Raw genomic sequence first — 12,258 nt, forward strand, 5'->3', positions numbered from 1 at the left:
CACTTTACGCCACGCTGAACGGCGCCTGCAAGAACCCGCGAAAGCGCGCGCGTCCGCCCCGGGTGGGACTGGCGCTCAGGCGGTAGGCCGGAAAGCGGCGCAGGAAGGCGCCGATCGCGATCCGTGCCTCCAGCCGGGCCAGGCTCAGGCCGGCGCACTGGTGGATGCCCAGGCCGAACGCGAGGTGGCGGTTGTCGGCGCGCGAGAAGTCCAGCCGGTCCGGATCGGCGAACTGCGCCGGATCGCGGTTGGCCGCGCCGATACCCAGCGTCACCAGCGCACCGTCGGGCAAGGCGACTCCGCCGATGGTCTGCGCACGGGTCGCGCGCCGGTTGCCCAGCTGGTTGGAGGATTCGAAGCGCAGGAACTCGTCCACCTCCGGCCCGAGGTCGGCACCCGGCTCCCGTTGCAGCTTGCCGAGCAGGGCCGCCCTGGCAGCGGGCCATTCCTGCAGGGCCACCAGGGCGTTGCCGATCAGGTTGGTGGTGGTCTCGTGGCCGGCGTTGAGGATGAACACGCAGTTGTGCAGCAGCTCCGATTCGCTCAATTGCTCGCCGGCTTCACCCTGAATCAGGCGGGTCAGCACGTCGTGGTCCGGATCGCCGGGAGCGCGGCGGCGCTGCGCCACCAGCTTGCGCAGATAGGCGGTGAACTCGGCGACGCTGCGGTTGCCCAGCGCCTCTTGCTGCGGCGTCAGCCTGGGTTCCAGCGCGCCAAGGATGGCCAGCGACCAGCCGCGCAGCGGTGCCCGGTCCGCGTGCGGGATGTCCAGCAGGTTGCCGATCACTTCCACCGGGATCGCGCAGGCGAAGTCCTCGATCAGGTCGCCGCCGCCGCGGCTGCCGATCGCATCGAGCAGCCGCTCCACCAGCGCCGCCAGGCCGGTTTCCATGCCCGCGATCGCGCGGCGGGTCAGCGCGCCCATGATCAGCTTGCGCACCCGCGTGTGCAGCGGCGGGTCGTTGAACACCAGGCTGGTCGTGTGGTGCTCCAGCAGGGGCGAGCACGGACCGCCGTTACCGTAAGGGCCATGGTTGTATTTGGGCGTGAACTCCACCTTCTTGTCGGAGCTGAAGGCAGTGGCGTCGCGGTACACGGCGACCAGGTCGGCGTAGCGGGTGAGGAAATACGAGCCGTCCGGCATGCGCCGCACCGGCTCGGTCTCGCGCAGCACCCGGTAGACCGGATAGGGGTTGGCGTAGAAGTCCGGCGGCAGCGCCCGCAGGTCGAAGCCGGCGGCGATCTCCTCGGCCCGCTGGCGCGTCATCGCCGGCGTGACGACCACGCTCATGGCTGCAGGAAGCCGACCAGCGCCGCCAGCACCGCATCGGGTGCTTCCACCATCATCTGGTGGCCCGCCTCGACCGTCACCACCTTCGCACCCGGCGCCTTGGCAATCAGCGGCTGCGCCATCCTCGGCAGCGTCATGGCGTCGCTCCGACCCAGGATGAACAGCACCGGGCACTTGACCTTCTCCATCGCCGCCTCGGCGCCGCGGTAGTCGTCGCAGGCCTTGAAGCCGCGGTGGAAGACATTGACCTCGCTGTTGCTGGCCAGCACCCGCTTCATCAGCGCCTTCGATCCGCCATAAAGCCAGGTGCCGGGGCCGAGCGCCGACGGCGGCGGCGCCAGCAGCGAGTGCGAGAACACGTTGACCATGTCGATGGCCTGCATCGGCGCATTCAGCGACGTGTCCAGCAGGGCCGGCGAGACCTTCATCGGGGATGCGGTGCCGAGCAGCGCCAGATGCGAGACGCGCCGCGGCGCCGTCGCCGCCGCCTGCAGGACGGCGAGCGAGCCGAAGCTGTGGCCCACCAGCGCCGCCTGCTGCACGCCGGCCGCATCGAGCAGGGCAAGCACGAAGGCGGCGGCGTCTTCCACCGTCCGCGGCGGGTCGCCGGCGCTGCGGCAATGGCCGGGAAGGTCGGGCGCCAGCACGTTCCAGCCATGGTGGGCGAAGTAGCGCGTCTGCAGGATCCAGACGCTGTGATCGTTCAGAACGCCGTGGATGAAGACCAGCGTCGGCTTGGCGGCGTCGAAGGGCTTGCCGCCGGTGTAGCAGAAGGTGTCGTGGCCGTTGACCGTGAGCTTCACGATGCCTTCTCCGCCGCCTTCAGTGCGCGCTTGAGGTCGTCGATCAGGTCGTCCGCATCCTCCAGCCCGATCGACAGCCGGATCGTGCCCTGGGTGATGCCGGCGCTGGCGAGCGCGTCGTCGGTCATGCGGAAGTGCGTGGTGCTGGCCGGGTGGATCACCAGCGAGCGGCAGTCGCCGACGTTGGCCAGGTGGCTGAACACCTTGAGCGTGTCGACGAACTTCTTGCCCTGCTCGCGGTTGCCCTTCATGTCGAAGCTGAACACCGAGCCGGCGCCCTTGGGCAGCAGCTTCTGAGCCAGCGCATGGCTGGGATGGGTTTCCAGCATCGGGTGGCCGACGCGCGAAACGAAGGAATGGGCGGCCAGGAACTCCACGATCCTGCGGGTATTGCCCATGTGCCGGTCCATCCGAAGCGACAGCGTCTCGATGCCTTGCAGGATCAGCCAGGCGGTGTGCGGGCTCATGCTGGCGCCGAAGTCGCGCAGGCCCTCGCGCCGCGCCCGCAGCAGGAAGGCGCCGACGGTGGATTCCTCGCTGAACACCATGTCGTGGAAGCCCTCGTAGGGCGCGGTGAGTTCGGTGAAACGGCCGGCGGCCTTCGGGCCGTCCCAGTCGAAGCTGCCGCCGTCCACCACCACGCCGCCGATGACGGTGCCGTGGCCGGACAGGAACTTGGTCGCCGAGTGATAGACCAGGTCGGCGCCCAGATCCAGCGGCTTCATCAGGTAGGGAGTTGTCAAAGTCGAATCCACCAGCAGCGGCACGCCGGCGTCGTGCGCGATGGCGCTCACCACCGGGATGTCCAGCACGTCGAGCCCCGGATTGCCGACGGTTTCGCCGAACAGCAGCTTGGTGTTAGGCCGGACGGCGGCGCGCCAGCCGTCGATGTCGCCCGGCTTGACGAAGGTGGTCTCGATGCCGAAGCGCCGCATCGTGTAATGCAGCAGATTCTGCGAGCCGCCGTACAGCGCGGTGGACGCGACGATGTGCGAGCCGGCGCCCATCAGCGTCGCGATCGACAGGTGCAGCGCCGCCTGGCCGCTGGCGGTGGCGATCGCGCCGATGCCGCCTTCCAGCGCCGCGACCCGCTGCTCGAACACCGCGTTGGTCGGGTTGCTGATGCGCGAATAGACGTGGCCGGCGCGCTCGAGATTGAACAGGGCGGCGGCGTGGTCGCTGGACTCGAACACGAACGACGTGGTCAGGTGGATCGGCACCGCGCGGGCCCCGGTGGCCGGGTCGGGCGCGGCGCCGGCATGCAGCGCCAGCGTGTCGAAACCGGGATCGGAATAGCCGGCCATGGAGCCTCCTCGGGGCCGGGCCCCTCGCGTTGTGACGCCCGTGATTGTGGGCTATATTCGTTCGACGGTACCCCCCAGCGGTGCCAGGGAGCATCCCATGAAAGTCAGCGACATCCTGCGCGTCAAGGGAAACACCTTGTACACCGTCACGCCGGACGAACCCCTGTCCCGGGCGATCGACGCGATGGCCGAGAAGGACATCGGCTCGCTGGTGGTGATGGAGCATGGCGACCTGGTGGGCATGCTCACCTTCCGCGAAGTGATCCTGTGCATCGTGAAGAACGGCGGCTCGGTCGGCAGCACGCTGGTGCGCAGCGCGATGGACGACCATCCGCTCACCTGCACCTCCGAAACCGACCTGGACGAGGTGCGCCGCATGATGCTGGACCGCCATGCGCGCTACATGCCGGTGATGGAGCGCCGCATGCTGATGGGCGTGATCAGCTTCTACGACGTCGCCAAGGCGGTGGTGGACAGCCAGAACTTCGAGAACAAGATGCTCAAGGCCTACATCCGCGACTGGCCCGGTGGCGAGGAAGAAGCGTCGCCCCCCTGAGGCGTCGCGGGACCGGGCTGACGGCCAGCGCCGGGTTGCCGGGCCGCCCTCTGGGATAATCGGCGCATGAGCGGAAACACCTTCGGCACCCTGTTCGCGGTCACCAATTTCGGCGAGTCGCACGGGCCGGCGATCGGCTGCGTGATCGACGGCTGCCCGCCTGGAATGGCGCTGTCCGAGGAGGACATCCAGCCCGACCTGGACCGCCGCCGCCCCGGCACCAGCCGCCACGTCACCCAGCGCCAGGAGGAAGACCGGGTCGAGATCCTGTCCGGCGTCTACGAGGGCCAGACCACCGGCACGCCGATCTGCCTGCTGATCCGCAACACCGACCAGCGCAGCAAGGACTACAGCGAGATCGCGCAGACCTTCCGGCCCGGCCACGCCGATTACAGCTACCTGCAGAAGTACGGCGTGCGCGATCCGCGCGGCGGCGGCCGTTCCTCGGCCCGGCTCACCGCGCCGATGGTGGCGGCTGGCGCGGTCGCCAAGAAGTGGCTGGCGCAGAAATACGGCATGCTGGTTCGCGGGTGCATGACGCAGATCGGCGAGATCGTCATCCCGTTCGAGAGCTGGGACCACGTGCCGAACAACCCGTTCTTCGCGCCGGTGGCGGACGTCTCGGCGCTGGAAAGCTACATGGACAGCCTGCGCAAGGCGGGCGACTCCTGCGGCGCCCGCATCCGCGTCACCGCGTCCGGCGTGCCGCCGGGCCTGGGCGAGCCGCTGTACGACAAGCTCGATGCCGACATCGCCTGGGCGATGATGGGCATCAATGCGGTCAAGGGTGTCGACATCGGCGCCGGCTTCGCCAGCGTGGCGCAGCGCGGCACCACCCACGGCGACTCGATGACCCCGCAGGGCTTTCGCAGCAACAACGCGGGCGGCGTGCTGGGCGGCATCAGCACCGGGCAGGACCTGGACGTCTCGATCGCGGTCAAGCCGACCAGTTCGATCATCAGCCCGCGCGAGACGATCAACATGCAGGGCCAGGCCACCGAGGTGGTGACCAAGGGCCGGCACGATCCCTGCGTCGGCATCCGCGCCACGCCGATCGCCGAGGCGATGCTGGCGCTGGTGGTGATGGAGCATGCCTTGCGCCAGCGCGCCCAGAACGCCGACGTCAATCCGCCGCTGGCGCCGATCCGGTCGTCATTCCTCTAGCCACCGCAACCGTCGCGCCGCGCCCCACAGTGACCAGCCGCAAGCAGGCGATCGCCATCGGGCTGTAGGCGGGTTCCCACGCCGCGCTTGCGCATTGGTGGACAGGGCAGGGCCGACGGCGCCGCGATAGTCGGGTCTTCACCAGAAGGAGGCCCCATGGCCAGACCGACCGCAAAGAACCCGCCGCGAGGCAGCGACGTTGAGGCCGTCGCCGACAAGCAGCGCGACCTGCAACTCGAACAGGACCGCAAGGACAAGGCCCAGCCGCCCAAGGCCAAGGAAAAGTCCACCAAGCCGGTGCAGGACGGCCCGCGCACCCATCCCGGCAACCCGCTGCCGGGCCAGCACCTGGCCAAGCCCGGCATCGAAGCGCAGATGGAGCTGCAGCCGCAGTACCAGGCGCCGCAGTACCGCGGCAGCGGCAAGCTCGAGGGCATGACGGCGCTGATCACGGGCGCCGACTCCGGCATCGGCCGCGCAGTGGCGGTGCTGTTCGCGCGCGAGGGCGCGGACGTCGCCATCGTGTATCTCAACGAGCACGAGGATGCCAAGCAGACCCAGCGCGACATCGAGAAGGAAGGGCGCAAGTGCCTGCTGATCTCCGGCGACGTCAAGGATTCGGCGTTCTGCAAGGCGGCGGTGGACCAGACCGTGGCCGGCTTCGGCAAGCTCGACGTGCTGGTCAACAATGCCGCCTTCCAGCTGCACGCCGAGTCGATCGAGGACATCACCGACGAGCGGATGGAAGAGACCTTCCACACCAACATCTTCGGCTACATGAAGATGGCGCGGGCGGCGGTGCCGCACCTGAAGAAGGGCTCCTGCATCATCAACACCGGCTCGGTCACCGGCCTGCAGGGCAGTGCCAAGCTGCTGGACTATTCGGCGACCAAGGGGGCGATCCACGCCTTCACGATGTCGCTGGCCAGCAATCTGGTCGACAAGGGCATCCGGGTCAATGCGGTGGCGCCGGGGCCGGTCTGGACGCCGCTGAACCCGGCCGACTCGCCGGCCGACAAGGTCAGGGACTTCGGCAAGGACACCGACATGAAGCGCCCGGCCCAGCCGGAAGAGCTGTCGCCGGCCTACGTCTTCCTGGCGTCGCCGGTCTGCTCCAGCTACATCACCGGCGTGATCCTGCCGGTGACGGGCAGCGTCGGCAGCTGAGCCCGGGTCCGCGACCAGGCCGGACGGCCCCGGCGGCACCATGGAAGCGGATTTGCGGAATATGATCGCCGGATGCGACTGCGCTTCGCATCCGGTGGGGATGTCCGAGGCCGCAGTGAAAGGCCATCCATGGAACCGAAGACCGCCCGGATCACCGTCCTGATCGATCCCGGAAAGAAGCTCGCGCTGGAAAAGCTCTGCGCCGAGCAGGACGTGACGCCATCGCAGGTGGTGCGCCGCCTGATCCGGGACTACCTGGTCGACAACGGGATTGCGGTGGCCAAGGCGCCGTCCGAGCAACCCCAGCAACGCACATGACGATGGAACCGGCTTCAATACCGCCGCCCGCTGCCGGCGCCCGCCTGTTCGGTGCCACCGGCCAGGAGTGGGTGGTGCTGCGCACGACCCACGCCGAGGAAGACCCCGAGATCTGGCTGGTCCACGTGATCAAGGCCGCCGACGCGCTGGCCGGCCAGCGCCACCTGTCGCTGGTGATGACGGGCGAGGAATTCTGCGAGTTCTGCCGCGCCGAAGGCATCACCTGAGCCGGCCCGCGCGTTTGCTAAGCTGGCGCGCCACAACCCTTTCCTTCCCATGAAAACTGCACTGGTCCTGAACGGCCCCAACCTCAACCTGCTGGGCATCCGCGAGCCGCAGGTCTACGGCTCGCAGACGCTGGCCGACGTCGAACGACTGTGCGCGGATGCCTGTGCGGCGCACGGCCTGAAGCTGGACTTCCGCCAGAGCAACCATGAAGGCGTGCTGGTGGACTGGATCCAGGAGGCCGGCCGCGGCCAGAAGGACGGCAGCGTCGCCGGCGTCGTCCTCAACGCCGGGGCGTACACCCACACCAGCGTCGCCTTGCACGACGCCATCAAGGGCGCCGGCGTGACGCTGATCGAACTGCACATCAGCAACGTCCACGCCCGCGAGGCGTTCCGCCACCACTCGTACATTTCTCCCGCAGCGCGCGCCGTGATGGCCGGCTTCGGCGTCCAGGGCTATTCCCTGGCCATTGCCGGCCTGGCCGGCTTCTGAAGGACCGGCGCATGGCATCCCGCCTCAAGATCGATTTCGTTTCCGACGTGTCCTGCCCCTGGTGCGCCATCGGGCTGGCGTCGCTGGAGCAGGCGCTGCGCAACCTGGACGGGGATGTGCAGGCGGAGCTGCACTTCCAGCCGTTCGAGCTCAATCCGCAGATGCCGCCCGGCGGCCAGGACGTGACCGAGCACCTCACGCAGAAATACGGCTCGACGCCGCAGCAGCAGGCCGGCTCGCGCGAAGCGATCCGCCAGCGCGGCGAGAGCGTGGGCTTCACCTTCCGGCCGGAAGGCCGCGGCCGCATCTACAACACCTTCAATGCGCACCGCCTGCTGCACTGGGCCGAGCTGCAGGACGCCGGCAGGCAGCACGCGCTGAAGAAGGCCTTGCTGCGCGCGTACTTCACGGACGGCAAGAGCATGGAAGACAAGGCCGTGCTGGTGGCTGCCGCGGCCGAGGCGGGGCTGGATGCCGGCGAGGCGGGCCGGATCCTGGAGGGCGACGACTACGCCAGCGAGGTGCGCGAGCGCGAGCAGTTCTACCTGGCCAACGGCATCCACGCGGTGCCGGCGGTCATCATCAACGAACGGCATTTGATCCAGGGCGGCCAGCCGGCCGAAGTGTTCGAGCAGGCGCTGCGGCAGATCGCCCAGGCCGCCTGAGCCGGCGGCTCAGACCGAGGAGCGGAAGCGCTCGTTGACGGTCACCCAGAAGTCGTGCACCTGGCGCATCTTGCGCCTGAGCTCGTCGTAGTCGGTTGCCTTGCGCACGTAGCTGTTGGCGCCGCTGGCGTAGCAGGCTGCGATGTCGGCCTTTTCGACCGAGGACGAATGCATGACCACCGGGATCGCCGAGGTGCGGGGGTCCTCCCGGATGGCGCGCAGCACCTGCACGCCGTTCAGGCGGATCAGTTTCATGTCCAGCAGCACCAGCGACGGCTGCTTGCGCACGTCCCGCCCCGCATGGATGCCGCGCCCGAACAGATAGTCCAGGGCGACGATGCCGTCGTCGGCGGTGGCGATCCGTTCCGGGTCGCAGCACTCGGCCAGCGCCATCACCGTCAGCTCGAGGTGATCGGGGTTGTCATCGACGACGAGAACTGCCGCGTCTTTCATGGTTTGGCCCAGGGTTGGCGCGATTTTCCCACACCGTCGGGCCAGGGGGCGATCAGCCGCCGCCTGACCGGCCCGGCAGGGCCTGGCAATACTCGATCAGGGCGTCGGTCTCGATCGATTTGTCGAACACGCCGTCGCTGCCGAGCGCCTCGCATTGCTTGCGCACGTCCGGGTTGGCGCTGCCGGTGAGCACCACCACCTTGCGTCCCGGCTTGCGGTTGCGGGTGGCGCTGAGCACGCCGAAGCCGCTGCCGCCGCGCTCCAGCGTCAGGTCCACGATGGCCACGTCCCATTCGTTGGCGGGGTTGCACAGCCATTCGATGGCGGACTTCTCGCTGCTGGCCACGCCGGCCGTGCCGACGTCGGCCAGTTCGGCCAGCGCCTCCACCAGGCTCTCGCGGATCGCCGCATTGTCCTCGACCACAAACGCCATCAACCTCAAACCAGTCTCCTCGCGCCGGTGGCGCCGGACGTGATGATCGCACGGCGAGGGGAGCCCCGGGCCGGCAGGGCCGCGCGGCGCGCCATTTCTCACAAAAAAAAAGGAGTTGACGTCGCGGCGACAATACCGGACCGCCGTGCCACCGGCTCTTCGCCCGCCTGCCTGCCGATGCTCCCTGACCGTCCGATCGACCGCACCAGCCGCCTGCTGCTGGCGGCCCTGCTGCTGCTGGGCCTGACGCGGCTGCTGTCGCTGGCCTTCTATCCCCTGATGGACATGACCGAGGCGCGCTATGCCGACATCGCCCGCCGGATGGCCGCGAGCGGCGACTGGGTGACGCCGACGCTGGTCGACCTGCGGGCCTTCTGGGGCAAGCCGGCGCTGTCGTTCTGGGCCACGGCCAGCGGCATCAAGCTGTTCGGCGCCACCGCCTGGGCAGCGCGCATGCCGCACTTCCTGATGGGCGTGGGCGTCGCCGTCCTGGTCTGGTTCCACGGGCGCGAACATTCGAGCCGGCTGGCCTGGCAGGCGGTCGCCTTGCTGGCGGGCTCGCTGCTGTTCCTGCTGTCGGCCGGGGCGGTGATGACCGACATGGCGCTGGCGCTGGGGACCACCATGGCGATGAGCGGCTTCTGGTGGTGCATGTCGGGCCGCGGCCGGCTGCTGCCGCCGGTGATCCTGTTCACCGGGCTGGCCATCGGGCTGCTGGCCAAGGGCCCGCTGACGCTGGTGCTGTGCGGCGCGCCGATCGGCGCATGGCTGCTATGGGAGCGGCAATGGGCGCAGGCGTGGCGGCGGGTGCCGTGGGTCTGGGGCCTGCTCGCCGTGGCGGTGATGGTGCTGCCCTGGTACCTGCTGGCGGAGAGCCGCAGCCCGGGCTTCCTCGAATACTTCATCGTCGGCGAGCACATCTACCGCTTCCTGGTGCGCGGCTGGAAGGGCGACCTGTACAGCAACGCCCACGGGATGCCGCTGGGCACGGTCTGGCTGTTCGCGCTGGCAGCGGCGCTGCCCTGGGTGCTGGTGCTGCCCGCGGCGCGGCTGGCCGGCGCGCTGCGGCATGGCAGCGTGCTGGAACGCCCGCATTTTCGCTACCTGCTGCTGTGGGCCTTGTGGCCCTGCGTGTTCTTCACGGTGGCGGGCAACATCCTGTGGACCTACGTGCTGCCTGCGATGCCGGCGCTGGCGCTGCTGGCCGCGGGCTGGACCGCGGCGGCCAGCCGTCCGCTGCGGATGGACCGGCTGCTGGCCACCGTGCTGCTGCTGCTGGCGCTGGCCGTTCCCGCGCTGCTGGCCGCCGGAACCCGGGCCGGCCTGTTCGACGAACATTCGCTGGTGCCGCTGGTGCGGGCCTACGAGCAAATGGCGCAGCCGGGCGACACGCTGATGGAAGTGCCCAGCGTGTCCTTTTCCACCGACTTCTACAGCCAGGGAAGGGCGCGTGGCCTGCGCTATGGCGAAGACCTGCCGGTGCTGGCCGGCAGCGGCGCAACCTACGTCATCATCGCCAACGACCGCTGGGAACTGCTGCCGCGGCAGCTGCGCGAGCAGGTAACTCAGGTGGCGGCCACGCCCTCGTACAAGCTGTTTCGCTGGAGCGGCGCCGGCGCTACGCCGGCAGGAAAGCCCAGCGACGACCCAGCAGGTAGGTGAGCACCGCGATGCCCACCAGCACCAGCGCCAGCGCCAGGTCGTAGCGCATGCCCGACAGGCGAAGCAGCAGGACGTAGGCGGCCTGGTTGGCCGCGAAGCCCAGCGCCGACACCGCGAAGAAGCGCCGCGCCGCCCGCCCCATCGGCGCCTGCGCGTCGCTGAAGGTGGTCAGGTGGTGGCCGAAGAAGGAGCAGACGAAGGCCACCAGCCAGCCCAGCACGTTGGCCAGTTCCGGCGCCCAGCCGCCCCAGCGCACCAGCGCGACGACGGTGCCCAGGTGGACAGCCGCCGCCGTGCTGCCGACCGCGATGAACCAGCCGATCCGGCGCACGCTCAAGGGCGGCTCCGGGCGGCGGAGGAGGCAGCGGACGGGGTGGTGGCGGGCAAGGTCATGCGCCGATTGTCCCCTGCCGGCAGGACAGTCTGTCGCGGCCATCCGCACTTTCGTTGGCCCGGACAGGCATCATCTGCAAGGCTGACGTCCTCCAGGAGCCAACATGCCCGGTCCCTCGCTTCCCGCGCTCTTTCTCTCGCACGGCGCACCGCTGTTCGCCATCGACGCCGGCACCAGCGGCCCCGCGCTGACCCGGCTGGGCCGGCAGCTGCGCGAGCTGGCCGGCCCCGGCCTGCGCGGCGTGGTGATCATGTCGCCGCACTGGATGGCCCGCACGCCCGCCGTCATGAGCAATCCCCAGCCCGAGACCTGGCACGACTTCGGCGGCTTTCCGCCGGAGCTGTACCGGCTGGCCTATCCGGCGCCGGGCGCGCCCGCGCTGGCGGCGGAGGTCGCGGGCCTGCTGCGCAAACAGGGGATCGAAGCGCAGGCCGACCCCAAGCGGCCGTTCGACCACGGCGCCTGGGTGCCGCTGATGCACCTGTTCCCCGAGGCGGACGTGCCGGTGGTGGAGCTGGCGCTGCCGGCCGGCTGGGGCCCGGCGCAGGTCTACGCGATGGGCCAGGCGCTGCAGCCGCTGCGCGAACGCGGCGTGCTGCTGGTGGGGACCGGCAGCATGACGCACAACCTGTCGGAGTTCTTCGGCGGCCAGCGCGAGCCCGCGCCCTATGTGGTGGAGTTCAGCCGCTGGGTCGAGGACGCATTGCAGCGCGGCGACCTCGACGCCCTGCTGGACTACCGCACGCGGGCCCCGCACGCGCAGCGCGCCCATCCCAGCGACGACCACTTCCTGCCGCTGTTCTTCGCGCTGGGCGCCGGCGGCCTGCGCCAGGGCGAGCCGGCCAGGGCCGGCTACGCCACGCGCGAAGTGATGTACGGCATCCTGGCGATGGATTCCTTCGCGCTGCCGGCGCTGGAACAAGCGGCCTAGGCTGCGGCGCGCACCTCGATGCGCCGTGGCCTGGCTTCCTCCGCCTTGGGAATCGCCAGGCGCAACACGCCGTCCTTCAGGCTGGCCTCGATCCGTCCCGGGTCCAGTTCGCGGCTGAGCGTGAACTGGCGCCGGTACGACGGGAACCGTGCCTCGCTGTAGATCAGCTCCATGTCCTTGGGCACGCTGATGCCGGTGGCGCTGGCCTCGATCACCAGCGTGTCGCCGTCCACCCGCACGCCGAGCTGCTCGCGCGAGACGCCCGGCAGGTCGGCCAGCACCGTGATGCTGGCGTCGTCTTCGTAGATGTCCACCGGCGGCACCACCTGCGGCTGCACGATGTCGGAGCGCGTGGCGGGGCTGGTCTGGGCAGTGGTCTGGAGTTCCGAGCTCATGA

At 69.5% G+C, this 12,258-nt stretch carries 16 protein-coding genes; 9 read left to right on the top strand and 7 right to left on the bottom strand.

What is annotated here, in order from left to right:
• Nucleotides 1–4 precede the first annotated feature (4 nt).
• Genes ACFPOE_RS16530 through ACFPOE_RS16540 form a run of 3 tightly spaced genes read right to left on the bottom strand, consistent with a single transcriptional unit; the run spans nt 5 to nt 3,398 of the window.
• Nucleotides 5–1,291: a cytochrome P450 gene (locus ACFPOE_RS16530; protein ID WP_376851299.1), complete on the bottom strand. Its 1,287-nt coding sequence runs from the start codon at nt 1,289–1,291 to the stop codon at nt 5–7.
• A complete protein-coding gene (locus ACFPOE_RS16535; protein WP_376851301.1) occupies nt 1,288–2,094 on the bottom strand; it encodes an alpha/beta fold hydrolase in 807 nt (268 codons plus the stop codon). The genes ACFPOE_RS16530 and ACFPOE_RS16535 overlap by 4 nt, the downstream gene beginning before the upstream one ends.
• Nucleotides 2,091–3,398, bottom strand: a complete 1,308-nt coding sequence (locus ACFPOE_RS16540; RefSeq protein ID WP_376851302.1) for an O-acetylhomoserine aminocarboxypropyltransferase — start codon at nt 3,396–3,398, stop codon at nt 2,091–2,093. Before ACFPOE_RS16540 ends, ACFPOE_RS16535 begins: the two co-directional genes overlap by 4 nt.
• 97 nt (nt 3,399–3,495) lie before the next feature.
• Between ACFPOE_RS16540 and ACFPOE_RS16545 the strand changes: the two genes are divergently transcribed.
• From ACFPOE_RS16545 to ACFPOE_RS16575, 7 genes are all read left to right on the top strand, one after another.
• Nucleotides 3,496–3,954, top strand: coding sequence for a CBS domain-containing protein (locus tag ACFPOE_RS16545; protein WP_376851304.1), 459 nt, complete (start codon nt 3,496–3,498; stop codon nt 3,952–3,954).
• Between the two features lie 66 nt (nt 3,955–4,020).
• Nucleotides 4,021–5,118 carry a chorismate synthase gene (aroC, locus tag ACFPOE_RS16550; protein ID WP_376851306.1) on the top strand — a complete coding sequence of 366 codons (1,098 nt, stop codon included), beginning with the start codon at nt 4,021–4,023 and terminating at the stop codon, nt 5,116–5,118.
• 156 nt (nt 5,119–5,274) lie between these two features.
• On the top strand, nt 5,275–6,285 hold the full coding sequence (locus ACFPOE_RS16555) for an SDR family oxidoreductase (protein WP_376851307.1): 1,011 nt from the start codon (nt 5,275–5,277) through the stop codon (nt 6,283–6,285).
• Between the two features lie 129 nt (nt 6,286–6,414).
• Nucleotides 6,415–6,603, top strand: a complete 189-nt coding sequence (locus ACFPOE_RS16560) for a CopG family transcriptional regulator (protein ID WP_376851308.1) — start codon at nt 6,415–6,417, stop codon at nt 6,601–6,603.
• Nucleotides 6,600–6,830, top strand: a complete 231-nt coding sequence (locus ACFPOE_RS16565; protein WP_376851310.1) for a hypothetical protein — start codon at nt 6,600–6,602, stop codon at nt 6,828–6,830. The genes ACFPOE_RS16560 and ACFPOE_RS16565 overlap by 4 nt, the downstream gene beginning before the upstream one ends.
• A 49-nt stretch (nt 6,831–6,879) precedes the next feature.
• Nucleotides 6,880–7,323, top strand: a complete 444-nt coding sequence (gene aroQ, locus ACFPOE_RS16570; protein WP_376851311.1) for a type II 3-dehydroquinate dehydratase — start codon at nt 6,880–6,882, stop codon at nt 7,321–7,323.
• Between the two features lie 11 nt (nt 7,324–7,334).
• The gene (locus tag ACFPOE_RS16575; protein ID WP_376851313.1) at nt 7,335–7,988 is read left to right on the top strand and encodes a DsbA family oxidoreductase; all 654 of its coding nucleotides are present in this window, start codon (nt 7,335–7,337) and stop codon (nt 7,986–7,988) included.
• A 9-nt stretch (nt 7,989–7,997) separates the two neighbouring features.
• Here the strand turns inward: ACFPOE_RS16575 and ACFPOE_RS16580 are convergent, their stop codons facing one another.
• Together ACFPOE_RS16580 and ACFPOE_RS16585 are read right to left on the bottom strand one after the other, a co-directional pair.
• On the bottom strand, nt 7,998–8,441 hold the full coding sequence (locus ACFPOE_RS16580; protein WP_376851315.1) for a response regulator: 444 nt from the start codon (nt 8,439–8,441) through the stop codon (nt 7,998–8,000).
• Nucleotides 8,442–8,493: 52 nt separating this feature from the next.
• The gene (locus ACFPOE_RS16585) at nt 8,494–8,874 is read right to left on the bottom strand and encodes a response regulator (protein ID WP_376851317.1); all 381 of its coding nucleotides are present in this window, start codon (nt 8,872–8,874) and stop codon (nt 8,494–8,496) included.
• A 177-nt stretch (nt 8,875–9,051) separates the two neighbouring features.
• Between ACFPOE_RS16585 and ACFPOE_RS16590 the strand changes: the two genes are divergently transcribed.
• Nucleotides 9,052–10,536, top strand: coding sequence for an ArnT family glycosyltransferase (locus ACFPOE_RS16590; protein WP_376851319.1), 1,485 nt, complete (start codon nt 9,052–9,054; stop codon nt 10,534–10,536).
• On the opposite strand, the gene ACFPOE_RS16595 is transcribed toward ACFPOE_RS16590, so the two are convergent.
• Nucleotides 10,493–10,867 carry a GtrA family protein gene (locus ACFPOE_RS16595; protein ID WP_376851914.1) on the bottom strand — a complete coding sequence of 125 codons (375 nt, stop codon included), beginning with the start codon at nt 10,865–10,867 and terminating at the stop codon, nt 10,493–10,495. The genes ACFPOE_RS16590 and ACFPOE_RS16595 overlap by 44 nt on opposite strands.
• A gap of 166 nt (nt 10,868–11,033) precedes the next feature.
• On the opposite strand from ACFPOE_RS16595, the gene ACFPOE_RS16600 reads away from it, so the two are divergent.
• Nucleotides 11,034–11,861, top strand: coding sequence for a DODA-type extradiol aromatic ring-opening family dioxygenase (locus ACFPOE_RS16600; protein ID WP_376851320.1), 828 nt, complete (start codon nt 11,034–11,036; stop codon nt 11,859–11,861).
• Here ACFPOE_RS16600 and ACFPOE_RS16605 read toward each other — a convergent pair.
• Complete coding sequence (locus ACFPOE_RS16605) at nt 11,858–12,256, bottom strand: Hsp20/alpha crystallin family protein (RefSeq protein WP_376851321.1); 399 nt, start codon at nt 12,254–12,256, stop codon at nt 11,858–11,860. The two genes, ACFPOE_RS16600 and ACFPOE_RS16605, sit on opposite strands and share 4 nt — an antisense overlap.
• Nucleotides 12,257–12,258: the final 2 nt, after the last annotated feature.

The sequence above is a fragment of the Caenimonas terrae genome, assembly GCF_042655405.1.
Classification (GTDB): domain Bacteria; phylum Pseudomonadota; class Gammaproteobacteria; order Burkholderiales; family Burkholderiaceae_C; genus Ramlibacter; species Ramlibacter terrae_A.

Bases quoted from the DNA above. Each gene is read 5' to 3' on its own strand.
- ACFPOE_RS16575 (WP_376851313.1), top strand. From the start codon at position 7,335: ATGGCATCCCGCCTCAAGATCGATTTCGTTTCCGACGTGTCCTGCCCC.
- ACFPOE_RS16530 (WP_376851299.1), bottom strand. From the start codon at position 1,291: ATGAGCGTGGTCGTCACGCCGGCGATGACGCGCCAGCGGGCCGAGGAG.
- ACFPOE_RS16585 (WP_376851317.1), bottom strand. From the start codon at position 8,874: ATGGCGTTTGTGGTCGAGGACAATGCGGCGATCCGCGAGAGCCTGGTG.
- aroQ (WP_376851311.1), top strand. From the start codon at position 6,880: ATGAAAACTGCACTGGTCCTGAACGGCCCCAACCTCAACCTGCTGGGC.
- aroC (WP_376851306.1), top strand. From the start codon at position 4,021: ATGAGCGGAAACACCTTCGGCACCCTGTTCGCGGTCACCAATTTCGGC.
- ACFPOE_RS16555 (WP_376851307.1), top strand. From the start codon at position 5,275: ATGGCCAGACCGACCGCAAAGAACCCGCCGCGAGGCAGCGACGTTGAG.
- ACFPOE_RS16600 (WP_376851320.1), top strand. From the start codon at position 11,034: ATGCCCGGTCCCTCGCTTCCCGCGCTCTTTCTCTCGCACGGCGCACCG.
- ACFPOE_RS16565 (WP_376851310.1), top strand. From the start codon at position 6,600: ATGACGATGGAACCGGCTTCAATACCGCCGCCCGCTGCCGGCGCCCGC.
- ACFPOE_RS16580 (WP_376851315.1), bottom strand. From the start codon at position 8,441: ATGAAAGACGCGGCAGTTCTCGTCGTCGATGACAACCCCGATCACCTC.
- ACFPOE_RS16590 (WP_376851319.1), top strand. From the start codon at position 9,052: ATGCTCCCTGACCGTCCGATCGACCGCACCAGCCGCCTGCTGCTGGCG.
- ACFPOE_RS16540 (WP_376851302.1), bottom strand. From the start codon at position 3,398: ATGGCCGGCTATTCCGATCCCGGTTTCGACACGCTGGCGCTGCATGCC.
- ACFPOE_RS16605 (WP_376851321.1), bottom strand. From the start codon at position 12,256: ATGAGCTCGGAACTCCAGACCACTGCCCAGACCAGCCCCGCCACGCGC.
- ACFPOE_RS16545 (WP_376851304.1), top strand. From the start codon at position 3,496: ATGAAAGTCAGCGACATCCTGCGCGTCAAGGGAAACACCTTGTACACC.
- ACFPOE_RS16560 (WP_376851308.1), top strand. From the start codon at position 6,415: ATGGAACCGAAGACCGCCCGGATCACCGTCCTGATCGATCCCGGAAAG.